The 16,617-nt window shown below is 71.0% G+C and carries 14 protein-coding genes; 8 read left to right on the plus strand and 6 right to left on the minus strand.

Translation table 11 applies throughout. The features are described 5' to 3' along the window. Nucleotides 1–226: 226 nt before the first annotated feature. The 4 genes from QUG98_RS16305 to QUG98_RS16320 all read right to left on the minus strand — a co-directional run bounded on the left by QUG98_RS16305 (nt 227) and on the right by QUG98_RS16320 (nt 5,844). Nucleotides 227–1,342, minus strand: a complete 1,116-nt coding sequence (locus QUG98_RS16305; protein ID WP_289471543.1) for a substrate-binding domain-containing protein — start codon at nt 1,340–1,342, stop codon at nt 227–229. An 85-nt stretch (nt 1,343–1,427) separates the two neighbouring features. Next, nucleotides 1,428–2,720 carry a multiple monosaccharide ABC transporter permease gene (gene mmsB, locus QUG98_RS16310; protein ID WP_289471544.1) on the minus strand — a complete coding sequence of 431 codons (1,293 nt, stop codon included), beginning with the start codon at nt 2,718–2,720 and terminating at the stop codon, nt 1,428–1,430. After that, nucleotides 2,717–4,240, minus strand: a complete 1,524-nt coding sequence (gene mmsA / locus QUG98_RS16315; RefSeq protein WP_289471555.1) for a multiple monosaccharide ABC transporter ATP-binding protein — start codon at nt 4,238–4,240, stop codon at nt 2,717–2,719. Before mmsA ends, mmsB begins: the two co-directional genes overlap by 4 nt. A gap of 584 nt (nt 4,241–4,824) precedes the next feature. After that, nucleotides 4,825–5,844 (minus strand): LacI family DNA-binding transcriptional regulator, encoded by a 1,020-nt coding sequence (locus tag QUG98_RS16320; protein WP_058728650.1) that lies wholly within the window; start codon nt 5,842–5,844, stop codon nt 4,825–4,827. A 154-nt stretch (nt 5,845–5,998) separates the two neighbouring features. On the opposite strand from QUG98_RS16320, the gene QUG98_RS16325 reads away from it, so the two are divergent. After that, the gene (locus QUG98_RS16325) at nt 5,999–7,756 is read left to right on the plus strand and encodes a cell wall-binding repeat-containing protein (RefSeq protein WP_289471545.1); all 1,758 of its coding nucleotides are present in this window, start codon (nt 5,999–6,001) and stop codon (nt 7,754–7,756) included. Between the two features lie 106 nt (nt 7,757–7,862). On the opposite strand, the gene QUG98_RS16330 is transcribed toward QUG98_RS16325, so the two are convergent. Next, on the minus strand, nt 7,863–8,936 hold the full coding sequence (locus QUG98_RS16330) for a magnesium and cobalt transport protein CorA (protein ID WP_289471546.1): 1,074 nt from the start codon (nt 8,934–8,936) through the stop codon (nt 7,863–7,865). A gap of 254 nt (nt 8,937–9,190) precedes the next feature. Further along, the gene (gene idi / locus QUG98_RS16335) at nt 9,191–9,733 is read right to left on the minus strand and encodes an isopentenyl-diphosphate Delta-isomerase (protein ID WP_289471547.1); all 543 of its coding nucleotides are present in this window, start codon (nt 9,731–9,733) and stop codon (nt 9,191–9,193) included. 21 nt (nt 9,734–9,754) lie between these two features. Here idi and QUG98_RS16340 point away from each other — a divergent pair, with 21 nt between their 5' ends. From QUG98_RS16340 to QUG98_RS16370, 7 genes are all read left to right on the plus strand, one after another. Next, nucleotides 9,755–10,813 carry a polyprenyl synthetase family protein gene (locus QUG98_RS16340; RefSeq protein WP_289471548.1) on the plus strand — a complete coding sequence of 353 codons (1,059 nt, stop codon included), beginning with the start codon at nt 9,755–9,757 and terminating at the stop codon, nt 10,811–10,813. Continuing rightward, nucleotides 10,810–11,727 carry a phytoene/squalene synthase family protein gene (locus QUG98_RS16345; protein WP_289471549.1) on the plus strand — a complete coding sequence of 306 codons (918 nt, stop codon included), beginning with the start codon at nt 10,810–10,812 and terminating at the stop codon, nt 11,725–11,727. Before QUG98_RS16340 ends, QUG98_RS16345 begins: the two co-directional genes overlap by 4 nt. Beyond that, nucleotides 11,724–13,388 (plus strand): phytoene desaturase family protein, encoded by a 1,665-nt coding sequence (gene crtI / locus QUG98_RS16350; protein WP_289471550.1) that lies wholly within the window; start codon nt 11,724–11,726, stop codon nt 13,386–13,388. Before QUG98_RS16345 ends, crtI begins: the two co-directional genes overlap by 4 nt. Continuing rightward, nucleotides 13,388–13,750 (plus strand): lycopene cyclase domain-containing protein, encoded by a 363-nt coding sequence (locus tag QUG98_RS16355; RefSeq protein WP_289471551.1) that lies wholly within the window; start codon nt 13,388–13,390, stop codon nt 13,748–13,750. Before crtI ends, QUG98_RS16355 begins: the two co-directional genes overlap by 1 nt. Next, entirely contained in the window at nt 13,747–14,190 is a 444-nt protein-coding gene (locus tag QUG98_RS16360; RefSeq protein WP_289471552.1) for a lycopene cyclase domain-containing protein, read from the plus strand. The genes QUG98_RS16355 and QUG98_RS16360 overlap by 4 nt, the downstream gene beginning before the upstream one ends. After that, entirely contained in the window at nt 14,187–15,113 is a 927-nt protein-coding gene (locus QUG98_RS16365; RefSeq protein WP_289471553.1) for a prenyltransferase, read from the plus strand. The genes QUG98_RS16360 and QUG98_RS16365 overlap by 4 nt, the downstream gene beginning before the upstream one ends. A gap of 141 nt (nt 15,114–15,254) precedes the next feature. Beyond that, the gene (locus QUG98_RS16370) at nt 15,255–16,298 is read left to right on the plus strand and encodes a Gfo/Idh/MocA family protein (protein WP_289471554.1); all 1,044 of its coding nucleotides are present in this window, start codon (nt 15,255–15,257) and stop codon (nt 16,296–16,298) included. Nucleotides 16,299–16,617: the final 319 nt, after the last annotated feature.

A 16,617-nucleotide genomic window follows, 5' to 3' on the forward strand; every position in this document is an offset into this window, starting at 1 on the left:
CCCGCGCCTCCCGTCCGTCACCCTGACCGGTCCGCGAGACGGGGGCGTCCCCGCGAGACGCACCGCCGCCGCCGAGACGCCCCGGGAACCGGCGGTGTCCCGCAACGACGCCGGCGTCTCGCCGACGCCGACGTCTCACGCCCCCGGGACGCGGGACGGCCCCGTCTCGCCGGAGCGAGACGGGGCCGTCGTGTGCTGTGGTGCTGGGTGCTGCTGCGGAAGGGGATCAGCCCTTCTTGGCGAGCTCCTCGAGGGTGTCGTTGCCCTTGTAGGCCTCGACCGCGTTCTCCTTGGTGACCAGGATCGGGGTCAGCTCGACGGCGGGCACGATCTTCTTGCCGTTGTCGTTGTTCTTGTCCTCGGTGGTCTTCGGGGTCTTGCCGTCGGCCAGGTCGGAGACCAGGTCGATCGCGGCCTGCGCCTCTTCGGTGGTGTTCTTGTAGATGGTCGAGTACTGCTTGCCCTGCATGATCAGCGGGATCGAGGCGGTCTCGGAGTCCTGACCGGTGACGACCGGGTTCGGCTTGCCGGCCGCAGCAGTCGCGGTGAGGATTGCACGGGCGAGGGTGTCGTTCGGCGAGAGGACGCCGTCGAGCTCGGTGTTCGTGTACGACTTCGTCAGGATGTCGGTCATGCGCGACTGGGCGTTCTGCGCGAGCCAGCCCTGGGTGTTCGTCTGCGAGAACGAGGTCTGACCCGAGACGACCTTGAGCGTGCCGTCGTCGATCTTCGGCTGGAGCACGTCCATGGCGCCGTTGAAGAAGACCTTCGCGTTGGCGTCGTCGGGCGAGCCGGAGAAGAGCTCGATGTTGTACGGGCCGTTGGGCTTCTTGGCCTTGAGTCCGTCGAGCAGGGCCTGACCCTGCAGCTGGCCGACCTTGAAGTTGTTGAACGCCACGTAGTAGTCCACGTTGTCGGTGTTCAGGATGTTGCGGTCCCAGGCGATGACGACCGCGCCGGACTTCTTGGCGGCCTGCACCTGCGTGCCGAGCTGCGAACCGTCGGCGGCACCGATGATGATCGCCTTCGCGCCCTTGGTGACCATCGACTGGATCTGGCCCTGCTGGTCCGGGACCGGGTTGCCGGCGTTGGCGTACTGGATGTCGGCCTTGAAGCCGGCGTCCTCGATCGACTTCTCGAACGCGGCACCAGCGAGCACCCAGTTCTGCGAGGTCTTGGCGGGGAGCGCGACGCCGATCAGGTCGCCCTTCTTGATCTGGACGTTCGAGGCGCCGCCGGAGGAGTCCGAGCCGGCGTCCGAGTTGCCGCGAGCCGAGCAGCCGCTGAGGGCGAGACCCGCGACGAGTGCCAGGCCGATGCCGGCGATGAGCTTCTTGCGCATGAGATTGCTTTCTCTTCGTTGAGGAGTGGTGCTGTGTGGTGCGGGGATCGTGCGGGCGGCCACCGGAGCGGCCGCCCGCCACGTGTTACTGGACGTTGACCTTCTCGGGCTGGTCCTCGATGGTCCGCGGCTGCTGCGCGGCCACCGTGTTCTGTTCGGTGTCCTTCCGCTGGAACTGCTTCAACATTCCGCCGATCAGGGACGGACGCCCCTGCGACTTCGAGTAGACGTCGAACGCGACGGCGACGAGCAGGACGAGACCGCGGATGATCTGGACGCGGTTGGACTCGAGGCCCACCAGCGACAGACCGTTGGACAGCAGGGCCATGACGAGACCACCGATGATCGACCCGGAGATCGTGCCGATGCCACCCGCGACCGCGGCGCCACCGACGAACACGGCGGCGATCGCGTCGAGCTCCCAGCCGGTGCCGTCGGCGGGGCCGGAGGCACCCGAGTAGCCGACGAAGACCATGCCGGCGACGGCCGCCAGGACGGACATGTTCATCATGACGAAGAAGTTGACCTTGCGGGCGCTGACACCCGACAGGACGGCGGCGTTCGCGTTGCCACCGACCGCGTAGACCTGGCGGCCGAAGATCGTGTTCTTGGTGAGGAAGCCGTAGACGATGGTCAGGACGCCGAGGATGATCGCGACGATCGGGATCGAGGTCCCGGCAGGGCCGGCGGCGAACAGGTAGGTCGCGACGAGCGTGACGGCGACCAGGATGCCCGTGCGGACGATCGAGACCCAGAGCGGGACGACCTCGGCCTGCATCTTCTTGCGACGCTGGCGACCGCGGAACTCGAGGAAGACCAGCACGAGGCAGGTGACGATGCCGAGGATGAGCGTGCCGTTCGAGAACCCGAAGTCCGGACCGAAGTCGGGCAGGAAGCCGGAGCCGATCTGCGCGTAGTCGCTCGGGACGGGCTGCGAGGTCGAGTTGCCGATGATCTGGTTCGCACCGCGGAAGATGAGCTGACCGGCCAGGGTCACGATGAAGGCCGGGACCTTCACGAACGCGACCCAGAAGCCCTGCCAGGCACCGACCGCCGCACCCACGGCCAGGCCGAGGATGATCGCGGCCCATGCCGGGAAGTTCCACTGCGCCATCGACTGGGCGACGATGATGCCGGTGAACGCCGCGACCGAACCGACCGACAGGTCGATGTGTCCCGCGATGATCACCATGACCATCCCCAGCGCCAGGATGAGGATGTAGGAGTACTGCAGGAACACGTTGATGATGTTCGTCGGCTCGAGGATGAGCCCGTTCGTCAGGATCGAGAACAGGATCAGGATCGCGATGAGCGCGATGATCATGCCGTACTGGCCGATGCTGTTGCCCTTGCCGAAGAGCAGTTTCAGGTTCTTCATGAGATCAGTGCGCCCTTCCGCGCGGAGGTCATGCTGCGCATGAGGGTTTCGGGGTCGGCCTGGTCCGCGGGGACGTCAGCCGTGATCTGGCCCTCGAAGATCGTGTAGATCCGGTCGGAGAGGCCGAGGAGTTCGGGGAGCTCGGAGGAGATGAGGATGATGCCCTTCCCCTGTGCCGCGAGCTGCTGGATGATGCCGTAGATCTCGAACTTCGCGCCGACGTCGATGCCGCGGGTGGGCTCGTCGAGGATCAGCAGGTCCGGGTCGGTGAACATCCACTTGGACAGGACGACCTTCTGCTGGTTCCCGCCGGACAGCTTGCCGACGTTCTCCTCGACGGTCGGCACCTTGGTGCGGAGCATCTTGCGGTAGCGCTCGGCGACGTCGTACTCCTCGAGGGAGTCGACGACGCCGGCCTTCGAGATCTTCGGCAGGTCGGCGGCGACCGTGGAGCGCTTCACCGTGTCGAGCAGGTTCAGGCCGAGGGCCTTGCGGTCCTCGGAGACGTAGCCGAGACCGTTCGCGATCGCCTGCTGGACGTTCGCGATCTTGATCTCGCGGCCGTCCTTGATGATCTGGCCGTCGATGAAGTTGCCGTAGGAGCGGCCGAAGATGCTCATCGCGAGCTCGGTGCGACCGGCGCCCATCAGGCCTGCGAAGCCGACGATCTCGCCGCGGCGGACGTGGAAGTTGGAGCCCTTCGCGACCAGGCGGGACGCGTCCTGCGGGTGCTGGACGGTCCAGTTCTTCACCTCGAAGAACACCTCGCCGATCTTCGGCGTGCGGTCCGGGAAGCGGCTCTCGAGCGAGCGGCCGACCATGCCGCGGATGATGCGGTCCTCGTTGACGCCGTCGCCCTTCACGTTGAGCGTCTCGATCGCCTTGCCGTCACGGATGATCGTGATCTCGTCGGCGATCTGCTCGATCTCGTTGAGCTTGTGGCTGATGATGATGCTCGCGATGCCCTTGGCCTTCAGCCCGACGATCAGGTCGAGCAGGTGCTGCGAGTCGTTCTCGTTCAGGGCCGCGGTCGGCTCGTCGAGGATGAGGAGCTTGACGTCCTTGTGCAGGGCCTTCGCGATCTCGACGAGCTGCTGCTTGCCGACACCGAGGTTCTTGATCTGCGTGTCCGGGTCCTCGTCGAGGCCGACGCGGGCGAGCAGGTCCTGCGCGCGGAGCTGGGCGCTGGTCCAGTCGATGACCCCGAAGCGGCCGGGCTCGTTGCCGAGGAACAGGTTCTCGGTGATCGACAGCTCGGGGATGAGCGCGAGCTCCTGGTGGATGATGACGATGCCGGCCTGCTCGGACTGCTTGATGTCCTTGAAGCGGACCTCTTCGCCCTCGTAGACGATCTCGCCGCTGTAGGTGCCGTACGGGTACACGCCGGACAGGACCTTCATGAGGGTCGACTTGCCGGCGCCGTTCTCGCCGCAGATCGCGTGGATCTCGCCGGCGCGGACGCTGAGCGACACGTCCGAGAGCGCCTTGACACCAGGGAACTCCTTGGTGATCGACCGCATCTCGAGGATGGTCTCGGCGCTGGTGACGGACCTGGTGGCCAGGTCCGGTCCCTGTGGGGTTGACGCCACGGTGCATCTCCTTCTGCCGCTGCGGTGCGGCAGTCCTTCGGGTGGTGAGGTGCGGCACCGGGGGCGCAGGAGCACCTGCGTGGACCTCGTTGTCGCGTCCGGTGTCCTGCCGCTCGTCGCTTCGGACGAGTGCTGTGCGGCGGTCATGTGACCGTTCACATCGGCGGAACGGAGGTAATTTACGCACAGGCCCGTCGCGGCTGTCAATTCGGTTCGGTCGCGTTTGTGTAACGGCCCGCGTGATCCGGCGGAATCCGCGCGCTGGCGCCCCCCGAGGTGGGGTGGTGCGTGCGCTCGAGCCCGGTCCGGCCGGCCCGTCGGTTCCTGTTCCGGTCGCGGAACGCGCCGCGCGCGGGTGCTCCGGTCGCGCGACCTGCCGTGTGCGGCGGAGGTGAGCGGCACGTCGTGCGACGAGGGCGGACGGACGGGAGGCGCGTGGCGGCGCCGCCACGCGCCTCCAGGCCGACGGGTGGTCGCGTCAGCGGTGCGGCCCCGTCGCGCCGACGGGGGTCGCGTCAGCGACGTCGGGGCGCGCCCGTCGATCCGCGCACCACGAGCTGCGGCACGAGGTCGACCGGGCGGAGCGCGTGGCCCTCGGACGGCAGGAGCAGCTCCACGCAGCGGCGACCGAGCTCCGGGAAGTCCACCTCCACCGTGGTCAGCGGCGGCCAGAGGTGCTTCGCCTCGGGGATGTCGTCGTAGCCGACCACCGACAGGTCGCCCGGGACGTCGAGTCCGTAGGAGCGTGCCGCGTGCATGACCCCGAGCGCCATCGCGTCGTTCGAGCAGAAGATCGCGGTGCAGTCCCGGTACCGCAGGAGCTCACGCCCGGCGTGGTAGCCGAAGTCCGCGGTCCAGTCGCCCAGGATCGGTGGGACGACCGGCATGTCCCGGTCGGACATCTCGCGCAGGAACCCCTGCATCCGGGCCTCGGCCTCGATCCAGTCCTGCGGTCCCGCCAGGTGCCGCACGTACTCGTGCCCGAGGTCGAGCAGGTGCGCGGTCGCCAGGCGGGCACCCTCCATCTGGTCGATGAAGAGCGTCGAGCGCTCGTCGCCGCCGCTCGTGCGGAGCGCCACGTAGGGCGTGCGCATGCCGAGCTCCTCGATGAGGTCGAAGACGCGCTGCTGCGGCGCGATGACGATGATCCCGTCGACGTCCTGGTCGAGCAGGTGCCCGAGGCCGTCCCGGACCGCCTCGTCGGTGGCGGCGGCGATGTTCGCGGTCGTGACCGAGTAGCCGCGCGTGACGGCGGCGTCCTCGATCGCCTGCATCGTCGCGGCCGGACCGTAGTGCGAGCGCTGGGCGGTGAGCACACCGATCGTGTGGGTCCGGCTGGTGACGAGGGCGCGAGCAGCCCGGTTCGGCCGGTACTGCAGCTGCTCCATCGCGGCCAGCACGCGGTCCTTCGTCTCGGCACGGATCGCGTCCGAGTTGTTGAGCACGCGCGACACCGTCTGGTGCGAGACGCCGGCGACCCGCGCGACGTCGCGGATGCTGGGCGAGCGCGGTTGCTGTGTCCGCGGTGACGCCATCGTTGCTCTCTCCCGCCCGGGGTCGTGGCACCTCGATGTGCACGTTCACATCCCGAGCCAGATCATTATGCACGGCAGTCGGCTGCGCGCCAGCCGGAGGGTGTCCCTCGGACCGGGGCTGCGCAGCGTTCCCACACGCACCTACGATTCGGCTGTGCATCCTCAGAACGAGGCGGACCCGACCGTCCCCGCTGCCGCCGCCACGGCCCGCAGCGCCACGACGCCGCGCGACGCCCGGGTGCCGCGCCGGACCCCGACTCCGCGCGCCTCCTCGCGCGTCCTGCGGGGGCGCCCGGTCGTCGCGGCGATCGCCGCCGTGGCCGCGCTCGTCGGTGCGGTCCTGCTGCCGACCACCGCGACCGCCGCCTCGACCGACGGGCACCTCGTCGGTCAGGTCACCCTCGCCGGTGACGGCACGCCCCCGAACGCCACGATCGACGTGGTCGACGGGAGCGGCTACGTCGTCACGTCGGTCGACCAGGCGGCGCGCGGGACGTTCGACGCGACCGTGCCCGCGGGCACCTACTGGTTGTCGCTGCGGGACCCGTCCGTCGAGCAGCGGTCCGTGGCGCAGTCCTGGTACCCGGACGCCCCGACGCAGCGCGAGGCGACGAAGGTCGTCGTGGGCGCGGGGCAGACCGTCCGGCTCGGTGCCTTCACGGCGACGAGCCCCGGGACCGTGGCCGGCACGTGGAAGTACCCGGCGGGCACCTCCCACCCCGTCGTCTCCGGTGTCGTCACCGCGTGGCGGCTCGACGAGCACGGTGGCCGCCCCGTCCTGGTGAGCGGCACCGACACCGACCAGCAGTCCGACGGGTCGTGGACGATCACCGGGCTCGTCGCCGGGCGGTACGTCCTGCGGTTCAGCGCGGCCGACGGCAGCTGGGCGACGAGCTACTGGGCCGGCTCACGCTGGGCGACCGGCCCCGCGGCCGCGACGCCGCTGACGGTCCGTCCGGGACAGTCCGCCACCGGGATGGTGATCGACCTGCAGGAGCCCGTCCGGGACGTGACCCGCATCGACGGCGGGAACCGGTACGACGTCTCGGCGGCGGTCGCCCGGCGGATCCCCGGCACCGGCGGGACGGTCTACGTCGCCAACGGCGAGAACTTCCCCGACGCGCTGACGGCCGGACCGGTCGCCGCGCACGACCACGCGCCGCTCCTGCTCGTCACCCCGAGCGCGATCCCCGACGTCGTGCGCCGGGCGATCGTCGCCCGTGCTCCCGCCCGCATCGTCGTCGTCGGCGGACCGCCCTCGGTCTCCGCCGACGTGTTCACGCAGCTCGGGAGCCTCGCCCCCGACGTCCGTCGGGTGTCCGGGGCGGACCGGTACGCGGTCGCCCGACAGCTGGCGACCGACACGTGGGGCACGAGCGGCGCGGAGCGCATGTACCTGGCGAACGGCACCGGCTTCGCGGACGCGCTCTCCGCGGGGGCCGCGGCCGCGTACGACGACGTCCCGCTGATGATCACCGCGGGCGGGTGGACGGCCGACCCCGCCGCGGCTGCGGTCCGGCGGTCGCTCGGCGTCGAGTCGGTGTGGGCCGTCGGCGGCGCGATCTCGCTGAGCGACGCGGTGGCGCACGACGTGGCCGGTGACAAGTGGTCGGGCCGCTACGAGGGCGCGACGCGCTTCGACGTCTCGGCGAACCTGTCGTGGGACGTCTTCGCACCGTTCGGCGGCTACAGCGACACCGTCTACGTCGCGGTGGGCACGAAGTTCCCGGACGCGCTGTCCGGCACGCCCCTCGCCGCGGTCACCGGCTCGCCGCTCGTCATCGTGCAGCCCGGGTGCATCCCCGAGGACACCCTCGACTTCATCGACTCGTTCGGGGCGAACCACGTGGTGCTGCTCGGCGGCCCGGCGTCGCTCGACGGCAACGTCGCGGCGCTGCGGTCCTGCGGCTGAGCAGCTCCCGCGGTCGGCGCGGCTGAGCAGCTCCCGCTCGACGGCGCACGGGCCCGTCACCCCGCTCGGGGGGACGGGCCCGTCGTCGATCCGGCCAGCGCGAGGGTCAGAGCCAGTTGCGCTTCCGGAACACCAGCCAGAGGATGCCCGCCAGGGCGAGCATCGCCACGATCGCGACCGGGTAGCCGTACTCCCAGTGCAGCTCCGGCATGTGGTCGAAGTTCATGCCGTAGACGCCCGCGATGAGCCCCGGCGCGAACAGGATCGCGGCCCACGACGAGATCTTCTTGACCTCCTCGCCCTGACGGTGTGCGGCCCGAGCCAGCTGCCGGCTCTCCTCGCCCTGCGCCAGCGACGCGCTCGTCATCCGGCGCATCGCCTCGTTCTGCTCCTGCGTCACCAGGGTCGAGTGCAGCGTCAGGGCGTTCTCGAGCAGCGCCCGGAACGAGTCCACGCGCTCGGTCACCCGCAGCGCGTGGTCGAGCACGTTGCGGAGCCGGTGCTGCACCTCGTCGTCGACGCCGTACTTCTCGGCTCCCCGGAGCAGCCCGCGCACCATCGCCGGCACCGGCGCCGTCGCGCGCTGGAACCCGAGCACCTCGCTGAGCAGCTGGTAGATGCGCTTCGAGACGCCGGGGTCGACCTGGCCCGCGAAGAGCTGGTCCTCGATCGCGTCGACCTGGTCCTGGATGACCTCGACCACCGGGGCGTAGCCGTCCACGATCTCGTCGAGCACGGCCGCGGTGACGGCCTCGGACCCCATGGCGAGGAACTCCGGGTCCGCCTCGACCCGGCAGCGCACGGCGGCGAGGTCGGGTTCCTCGGCGTGCCGGACGCTCACCACGAACTGCCGTCCGACGAACAGGTGCACCTCGCCGAACTCGACCTCGTTGGTGTCCGCGCGGTGCCGTGCGGGGCGGAGCACCAGGAAGAGCGTGTCCCCGTACCGCTCGAGCTTGGCGCGCTGGTGTCCCTTGCGGGCGTCCTCGACGGCGTTCTCGTGCAGGTCGAACTCCGCGGCGACCGCCTCGAGCTCGGCGTCGTCCGGACGCAGCAGTCCGATCCACGCGAGCGCGCCGTCGTCCGCCGTGACCGTGTGCGGATCCGCGGCGGGGCGCAGGGTCGCGGGACCGGGGACACGTCGTCCTCCGATGTAGACGGCGTCGTCGATGCGTGCCATGTCGTGCTCCTCGTGCTCGGGAGCAGGCAGGCGCGATGCTCCTCGACGGAGCAGGGCGTGCACGGGCGCCGGCGGGGCCGGAGCGCTGGCGTCAGCGAACGGGCGCGGTGGAGACCAGGGCGGTCGTCCGGCCCGATCGAGGATGGTCACCCGACATCGCGCCTCACCTGCCCTTCCGGTCGTCCGTGGTCGCCAGGGCGCGACCAGCGGGCCACGTTACCCGCTGGTGCAGCACGCGTCGAGTGAGCGACCGCTCAGCGGGTGACGCGCAGTCCCTGCTGCTCGAGCTCGGTGAGCTGCCACCCCAGCCACGGGCTCCATGCGAAGGGCGCGGCGGCGACCGACGCCCGCAGTTCGTCCTCGGAGACCCAGGCGTACTCGGCGACCTCGTCGTCCGCGGGCGCCGGGACGTCGTCGGTCACCGCGCGGAACACCGGGCAGACCTCGTTCTCGACGATGCCCGACGCGTCCACCGCGCGGTACCGGAAGTCGGGCAGCACGAGCTCGACGTCGCGGACCGTGATGCCGAGCTCGCGGGACGCCCGGCGGGCGACGGCGTCCTCGAACGCCTCGTCCGGTCCGGGGTGCCCGCAGAACGTGTTCGTCCACACCCCCGGCCACGTCTTCTTCGACAGCGCGCGGCGGGTCACGAGGACCTTGCCCTCGGCGTTGCGCACGTGGCACGAGAACGCCAGGTGCAGCGGGGTGTCCTCGGTGTGCACCGCGAACTTCTCGGCGGTGCCGATCGGAGTGCGGTCTTCGGCGAGCAGGACGACGGATTCCGGGAAAGTGTTCATCTGCCCCGATAGGTTAGGCCAATGAGCGAGGAAGCGGCCACCGTGGCGCAGATCGACCTCGCACTGGTCGACGACTGCATCGAACGCTTCTTCGCGGTGTCGTCGGCCCGTGCGCGTCGGTTCGGCAGACCGTCCGAGGAACTCTGGCGGGTGCTCCGTCGGGCGAGCATGGGCGGCAAGCGCTTCCGTCCGCGCATGGTCCTGACCGCGTACGCCGGGCTCGGCGGCACGGACGCCCACGCCGCCGCGAACGTCGCAGCGGCGTACGAGCTGCTGCACACCGCGCTGGTCGTGCACGACGACGTCATCGACCGCGACTGGTCGCGCCGCGGGGAGCCGAACGTCGCCGGCTCCTTCCGCGACACCGGCACCACGGGGGGCCTGGCGCTGCCCACGGCCGAGCACCGCGGGGTCAGCGCAGCGGTGATCGCGGGCGACCTCGCACTCGTCGCCGCGGCTCGCTTCATCGAGGCCTCCGGGGTGACCGGTGACCGTCGCGCTCGCCTGCTCGAGATCCTCGACGACGCGGTCTTCGCGAGTGCCGCCGGCGAGATGACCGACGTCGACCTCGCGCTCGGGGTGATGCCGACCGTGGACGAGGTGCTCGCCATGGAACGGGCGAAGACGAGCGTCTACTCCTTCGAGGCCCCCCTGCAGTCCGGCGCCGTGCTCGCCGGTGCGCCCGAGTCCGTGGTCGAGGCCCTCGGTGCTTTCGGCCGTGAGATCGGCATCGCGTACCAGATCGTCGACGACCTGCTCGGGGTGTACGGCGACGAGACCGTGACCGGCAAGTCGGTGCTCGGCGACCTCCGCGAGGGCAAGCGCACCATGCTCATCGCCTACGCCGCGACCACCGACTGCTGGGACGACATCGCGCCGTACCTCGGCGACCCCGAGCTGAGCGAGGAGCGCGCGACCGAGCTCCGTGCGACCCTGCAGACCTGCGGCGCGAAGTCGGCGGCCGAGTCCCGGATCGCCGAGCACGCCGCCCTCGCCCGCGCCGAGCTCGCGGCCCTGCCCTACGAGCTCGCCGAACGACTGGAGCACCTGGTGTCCGAACTGCTGGAGCGCGTGCGGTGACCCAGACCGCACCACCGCGTCTGCCCCTCTACGACGCGACGGCCGAGGCCGCCTCCGGGGTCGTCATCCAGCGCTACTCCACCTCGTTCGGGCTGGCGAGCCGGCTGCTCACGAAGGACACGCGCGAGCACATCCGCAACGTCTACGCCCTGGTGCGCGTCGCCGACGAGGTCGTGGACGGCCCGGCGACCGAGGCCGGGCTCGACCACGACCTTGCCCGCGAGGTGCTCGACGAACTCGAGGCCGACACCGAGCGTGCGATGCGCCTCGGCTTCTCGGTGAACCCCGTCGTGCACGCCTTCGCCCGCACGGCCCGGACCACGGGCTTCGGAGCGGAGCTGACGAAGCCGTTCTTCGCGTCGATGCGGATGGACCTCGAGCAGACCGAGCACGACCAGGAGTCGTTCGACCGGTACGTGTACGGCTCCGCCGAGGTCGTCGGCCTGATGTGCCTCCGGGCCTTCGTGCACCGCGCCGGCCGACCGACCTTCGACGACGCCGTGCTCGTGGACGGCGCGCGGGCGCTTGGGGCGGCGTTCCAGAAGGTGAACTTCCTGCGCGACCTGCACGCCGACTTCGAGGTGCTCGGGCGCTCGTACTTCCCGGGTGTCGACGTCCGCACCTTCGACGAGGCCACGAAGGACCGCCTGGTCGCCGACGTGCAGGCGGACCTCGACCGTGCCGCGCTCACGGTCCCGCTGCTCCCGGTCGACGCCCGCAAGGCGGTCGGCCTCGCGCACGCCCTGTTCCAGGAGCTCAACGACCGCATCGCCGCCTGTCCGGCGGACCGCCTGGTGACGACGCGCGTGCGCGTCCCGAACCCGGTGAAGGCGCAGCTCGCCGCGCGCGTGCTCGCCGGACGCGCCCCGCTGCCGTCCCGCGCAGCCCACCACCGGTCTGGAGGCCGTGCATGACCCCGCCCCGCGCCTCCCGTCCGACCGCACCCGTGTCGCAGCGCGCGGTGCCGGCTCGACGTGCCGTCATCGTCGGCGGCGGCATCAGCGGACTCGCGTCCGCCGCGCTGCTCGCCCGCGACGGCTACGCCGTCACCGTGCTCGAGCAGCGCGACCAGCTCGGCGGCCGCGCCGGTTCGTGGGAACGCGACGGCTTCCGGTTCGACACCGGGCCGTCGTGGTACCTCATGCCCGAGGTGTTCGACCACTTCTTCCGGCTGCTCGACACCACGGCCGAGGCCGAGATGGACCTCGTGGAGCTCGACCCGGGGTACCGCGTCTACAGCGAGGGCGACGACGAGCCCATCGACCTGCGCGCCGACCGCGAGGCGAACATCGCGCTCTTCGAGTCGGTCGAACCCGGAGCCGGCGAGCGACTGCGGAAGTACCTCGACTCGGCCGAGGACACCTACGCGATGGCGGTCCGCCGGTTCCTGTACACGACGTTCGCGGACCTGACGAAGCTCGCCGCCCCCGACGTGCTCCGACGCCTGCCGAAGCTCGCCCGCCTCCTGCTGCAGCCGCTGTCGACGTTCGCGTCGAAGGCCGTCCGCGACCGTCGGCTCTGGCAGGTCCTCGGGTACCCGGCGGTGTTCCTCGGCACGAGCCCGTACGCCGCGCCGAGCATGTACCACCTGATGAGCCACCTCGACCTGGCCGACGGCGTGCGCTACCCGAAGGGCGGCATCACCGAGGTCATCGCGGCCGTCGAGCGGGTCGCCCGCCGAGAGGGCGCGACGATCACGACCGGTGCGCCCGTCGAGCGGATCGTGGTCGAGGACGGCCACGTGACGGGCGTCGTGCACCGCGATGTCTCAGGGACGCAGCACACCGTACCCGCCGACCTCGTGGTGAGCGCCGCCGACCTGCACCACACCGAGCTGCACCTGCTCGACGCGGAGCACCGGACGTACCCGGAGCCGCACTGGCGGAAGCGCGACCCGGGGCCGAGCGCCGTGCTCGTCTACCTCGGTGTGGACGGGCCCGTGCCCGGGCTGCTGCACCACACGCTCGTGTTCACCGCCGACTGGGAGGCGAACTTCGGCGCGATCTTCGGGAAGGACCGGCACGTGCCGGACCCGGCGTCGATCTACGTCTGCGCGCCCTCGCTCACCGACGACACCGTCGCCCCCGAGGGGTCGAGCAACCTGTTCGTCCTGGTGCCGCTGCCCGCCGACCTGTCCATCGGCAAGGGCGGGATCGACGGCACCGGCGACGCCGAGGTCGAGCGGATCGCCGACCGCGCGATCGACGTCATCGCCGAGCGCTCCGGCGTACCCGACCTGCGCGACCGCATCCGCGTCCGCCGCACCATCGGCCCGCAGGACTTCGCCGACGACTACAACGCGTGGAGCGGCTCGATGCTGGGGCCCGCGCACACGCTGGCGCAGAGCGCGTTCTTCCGCGAGGCGAACGTCTCCCGCAAGGTCGACGGGCTCTACTACGCGGGCGCGTCGACCACACCGGGCATCGGTCTGCCGATGTGCCTGATCAGCGCGGAGGTGCTGCTCAAGCGCATCCACGGCGACACCTCGACCGAGCCGCTGCCGACACCGCTGCCGGCTCCGGCGTCGGGTCCGGCCGCGTCGTCGACGGCGGCGTCCGCCCGGACCACGGGCTGATGCCGGGGGCGTACCTCGCCGGACTCCTCGTGTCGATCGCCGGCATCGCGGTGCTCGACGCCCGCCACCGGCTGTTCTTCTGGCGGAGCCCAGTGCGGGCAGCCGTCGTGATGGTGATCGGACTCGCGTTCTTCCTGGTCTGGGACGTGGCGGGCGTGCACCTCGGCATCTTCTTCATCGGGCGGAACGACATGCTCACCGGCGTGCTGCTCGCTCCCGAGGTCCCGCTGGAGGAGGTCTTCTTCCTCGTGCTCCTGTGCTGGACGACGATGGACCTGTTCGGTGCCCTGCGTCCGGTCGTGTCCCGGCGGCTCGATCGTGCCGGGTCGCCGGACCGTGCCGACGAGGAGTCGCGCTCGTGACCGGGACGACCACGTACGCCCTGCTCGCGGTGCCGTTCCTGGTGTTCGCCGCGCTCGTCGCCGCGGCGGCCGGGGTGGTCGCCGCCCGACGCCGTGGCACCGGTCGACGGCGGGCCGGTGTCGCCGTCGGTGTGGTCAGCGCCCTCGTGACCGGCGTCGTGCTGCTCGTGATGACCGGCGTCTTCAACAACGTGATCGTGGGACTCGGCATCGTCGCGTACGACGATGCGTTGATCTCCGGCGCGCGGGTCGGGCTGTTCCCGGTCGAGGACCTCGCGTACTCGATCGGGGCCGTCCTGCTGCTGCCGAGCTGCTGGGTGCTGCTGGAGCGTCCGCGTGACCGGTCGTCCGCACATCGGATCGTCCACAGGGCGGGGCGCCGGACCGGTACGGTCGGAACGCCGACCCAGCCACCCCGTCGACCGGAGGAGACCCCGTGACCGTGAGCAGTGCCTCCAGACCGTCGACGGCCCGCGCCCTGTTCGTGTCGTCCCGGCCGATCAGCTGGGTGAACACCGCCTACCCGTTCGGCGCCGCGTACCTGCTCGGCAGCGGGGTGGGCCTCGACGGCGGCGGCGGGTTCTCGCTCGTCGCGTTCCTCGTCGGCGTCGTGTACTTCCTCGTGCCGTACAACCTGGCGATGTACGGCATCAACGACGTGTTCGACTACGAGTCCGACCTGCGGAACCCGCGCAAGGGCGGGGTCGAGGGTGCGCTGCTCGACAAGAGCGTGCACCGCACCACGCTGTGGGCCGTCGTCGTCACGAACGTCCCGTTCCTGATCGCGCTCGTGGTGCTCGGCGCCCTGAGCGGCAACGGGCCGTGGTCGTGGCTCGTCCTCGCGATCAGTGTCTTCGCGGTGATCGCGTACTCCGCACCGGGGCTGCGCTTCAAGGAGAAGCCGTTCCTCGACTCGTTGACGTCGTCGACGCACTTCGTGTCGCCGGCGGCGTACGGGCTGGCGCTCGCCGGACCGCACTGGACCGGGGCGCTCGTCGCCGTGTGCGTCGCGTTCTTCCTGTGGGGCGTGGCCTCGCACGCGTTCGGTGCCGTGCAGGACGTGCTGGCCGACCGGGCGGGCGGCATCGGCTCCGTCGCGACCGTGATCGGTGCCCGGGCGACCGTGAGGTTGGCCTTCGTGGCGTACCTCGTCGCGGGCGTCGCACTGCTGTTCTCGGACTTCCCGGGGCCGATCGCGGCGATCGTCGTCGTGCCGTACGCGCTCAACGTGCTGCCGTGGTGGAACGTCACCGACACCGGAGCCGAGGCGGCGAACGCGGGGTGGAAGCGGTTCCTCTGGATCAACTACCTGGCGGGGTTCATCGTCACGATGGCGCTCATCGCCTACGCCTGGACGCACTGACCTCGCACGCCGGCGGCGTCCTGCGTGTGGGCCCGCTCGCGTCGGGTGCTGGTGCGGCTGCACGACACCCGTCGCGGGCCTGACAGACTGGACGCACGCGCCGCGGGAGTCGTGGAGCGCCGGTCACGAAGGAGTGCACGCATGACGGTCCGCATCATCCACGTCGGTCTCGGAGGGTGGGGCGGCAACTGGGCCCGCACCGCCATCCCGCAGGTCACCGAAGTGGAGGTGGTCGGGCTCGTCGACCCGGTCCCCGCGACGCTCGACGCGGTGCGCGAGGATCTCGGACTGCCCGCCTCGGCCGCGTTCGCCTCGCTCACCGAGGCGATCGCCGGGGTCGAGGCCGACGCCGTCGTGATCACCGCCCCGGCCGTCACGCACGTGCCGCTCGCGCTCGAGGCGCTCGAGGCCGGCAAGCACGTCCTGGTCGAGAAGCCGTTCGCGAACTCCACCGACGAGGCCCTCACCGCGGTCCGCCGCGCCGAGGAGCTCGGGCTCGTGCTGCAGGTCAGCCAGAACTACCGCTGGTACCCGGCGCCCCGGGCGGTGCAGGACCTGCTCGCAGCGGGGGAGCTCGGCGAGCTCTCGGCGATCAGCATCGACTTCCGCCAGTGGGACAACGACCAGCCGGTCGAGACCTACCCGCACTACCGGTTCCCGCACCCGATGATCAACGACATGGCGATCCACCACTTCGACCTGCTCCGGATGATCACCGGGAAGGAGGCCGTCCGCGTCTACGCCCGGGCGTCGTACCCGTCGTACAGCAAGTACCAGGACGAGGCCGTGACGTCGATGATCATCGAGCTCGAGGACGGCGTCGTGGTGAGCTACCGCGGCAGCTGGCTCTCGCGCGCTCCCCGCACCGCGTGGGCGGGGGAGTGGAGCATCCAGGGCGAGGACGGCGAGATCTGGTTCACGAGCCGTGACGGGTCGCCGAGCGAGGTCGCCGGGGACCGCGTGACGCTGCGGGCCGACCAGGACGCCGAGGCCGAGCCCGTCGAGCTGCCGACGCTCGAGCACACCGACCGGCAGGGCGGGCTGCAGGCCTTCGCGCGCTCGGTCGAGGGCGGTCCGGCGCCGGAGACGAGCGGCCGCGACAACCTGCGGAGCCTGGCGCTGATGGAGGCCGCGGGCCGCTCGGCAGCGTCGGGTCGCCCCGAGGACGTGGTCCTGCCCGAGTAGGGCGCTCGCGTTCTGCGCGGAGGAGGACGTTCTGCGCGAAGGAGGACGTTCCGCGCGAAGGAGGACGTTCCTTCCTGCCTCCTACGAGCGGAACGACATCCCAGGTCGCGCGCGATGGGCCGGAACGCTCGCTGCGACGGACGGGAGGCGCGTGGCACGGCCGGCACGCGCCTCCAGTCCGGAGAGACGGGCGTGAGACTCGCGCGGCGCGACGGTCCTCGTGCCCGCGGATGCGAGGACTGTCGCGGGGCCCGAGTCTCGGGTCCGCCGCCGGCGCCGGCGCCGGCGCCGGCGCCGCCGCCGGCGCCGCCGCCGCGCT

The sequence above is a fragment of the Curtobacterium subtropicum genome (assembly GCF_030362975.1).
Classification (GTDB): Bacteria; Actinomycetota; Actinomycetes; order Actinomycetales; family Microbacteriaceae; genus Curtobacterium; species Curtobacterium subtropicum.

What these genes read in the sequence shown, in the direction of transcription:
- QUG98_RS16305 (WP_289471543.1), bottom strand. Translation starts at nt 1,342, where the DNA reads ATGCGCAAGAAGCTCATCGCCGGCATCGGCCTGGCACTCGTCGCGGGT.
- mmsB (WP_289471544.1), bottom strand. Translation starts at nt 2,720, where the DNA reads ATGAAGAACCTGAAACTGCTCTTCGGCAAGGGCAACAGCATCGGCCAG.
- mmsA (WP_289471555.1), bottom strand. Translation starts at nt 4,240, where the DNA reads ATGCGGTCGATCACCAAGGAGTTCCCTGGTGTCAAGGCGCTCTCGGAC.
- QUG98_RS16320 (WP_058728650.1), bottom strand. Translation starts at nt 5,844, where the DNA reads ATGGCGTCACCGCGGACACAGCAACCGCGCTCGCCCAGCATCCGCGAC.
- QUG98_RS16330 (WP_289471546.1), bottom strand. Translation starts at nt 8,936, where the DNA reads ATGGCACGCATCGACGACGCCGTCTACATCGGAGGACGACGTGTCCCC.
- idi (WP_289471547.1), bottom strand. Translation starts at nt 9,733, where the DNA reads ATGAACACTTTCCCGGAATCCGTCGTCCTGCTCGCCGAAGACCGCACT.
- QUG98_RS16340 (WP_289471548.1), top strand. Translation starts at nt 9,755, where the DNA reads ATGAGCGAGGAAGCGGCCACCGTGGCGCAGATCGACCTCGCACTGGTC.
- crtI (WP_289471550.1), top strand. Translation starts at nt 11,724, where the DNA reads ATGACCCCGCCCCGCGCCTCCCGTCCGACCGCACCCGTGTCGCAGCGC.
- QUG98_RS16355 (WP_289471551.1), top strand. Translation starts at nt 13,388, where the DNA reads ATGCCGGGGGCGTACCTCGCCGGACTCCTCGTGTCGATCGCCGGCATC.
- QUG98_RS16370 (WP_289471554.1), top strand. Translation starts at nt 15,255, where the DNA reads ATGACGGTCCGCATCATCCACGTCGGTCTCGGAGGGTGGGGCGGCAAC.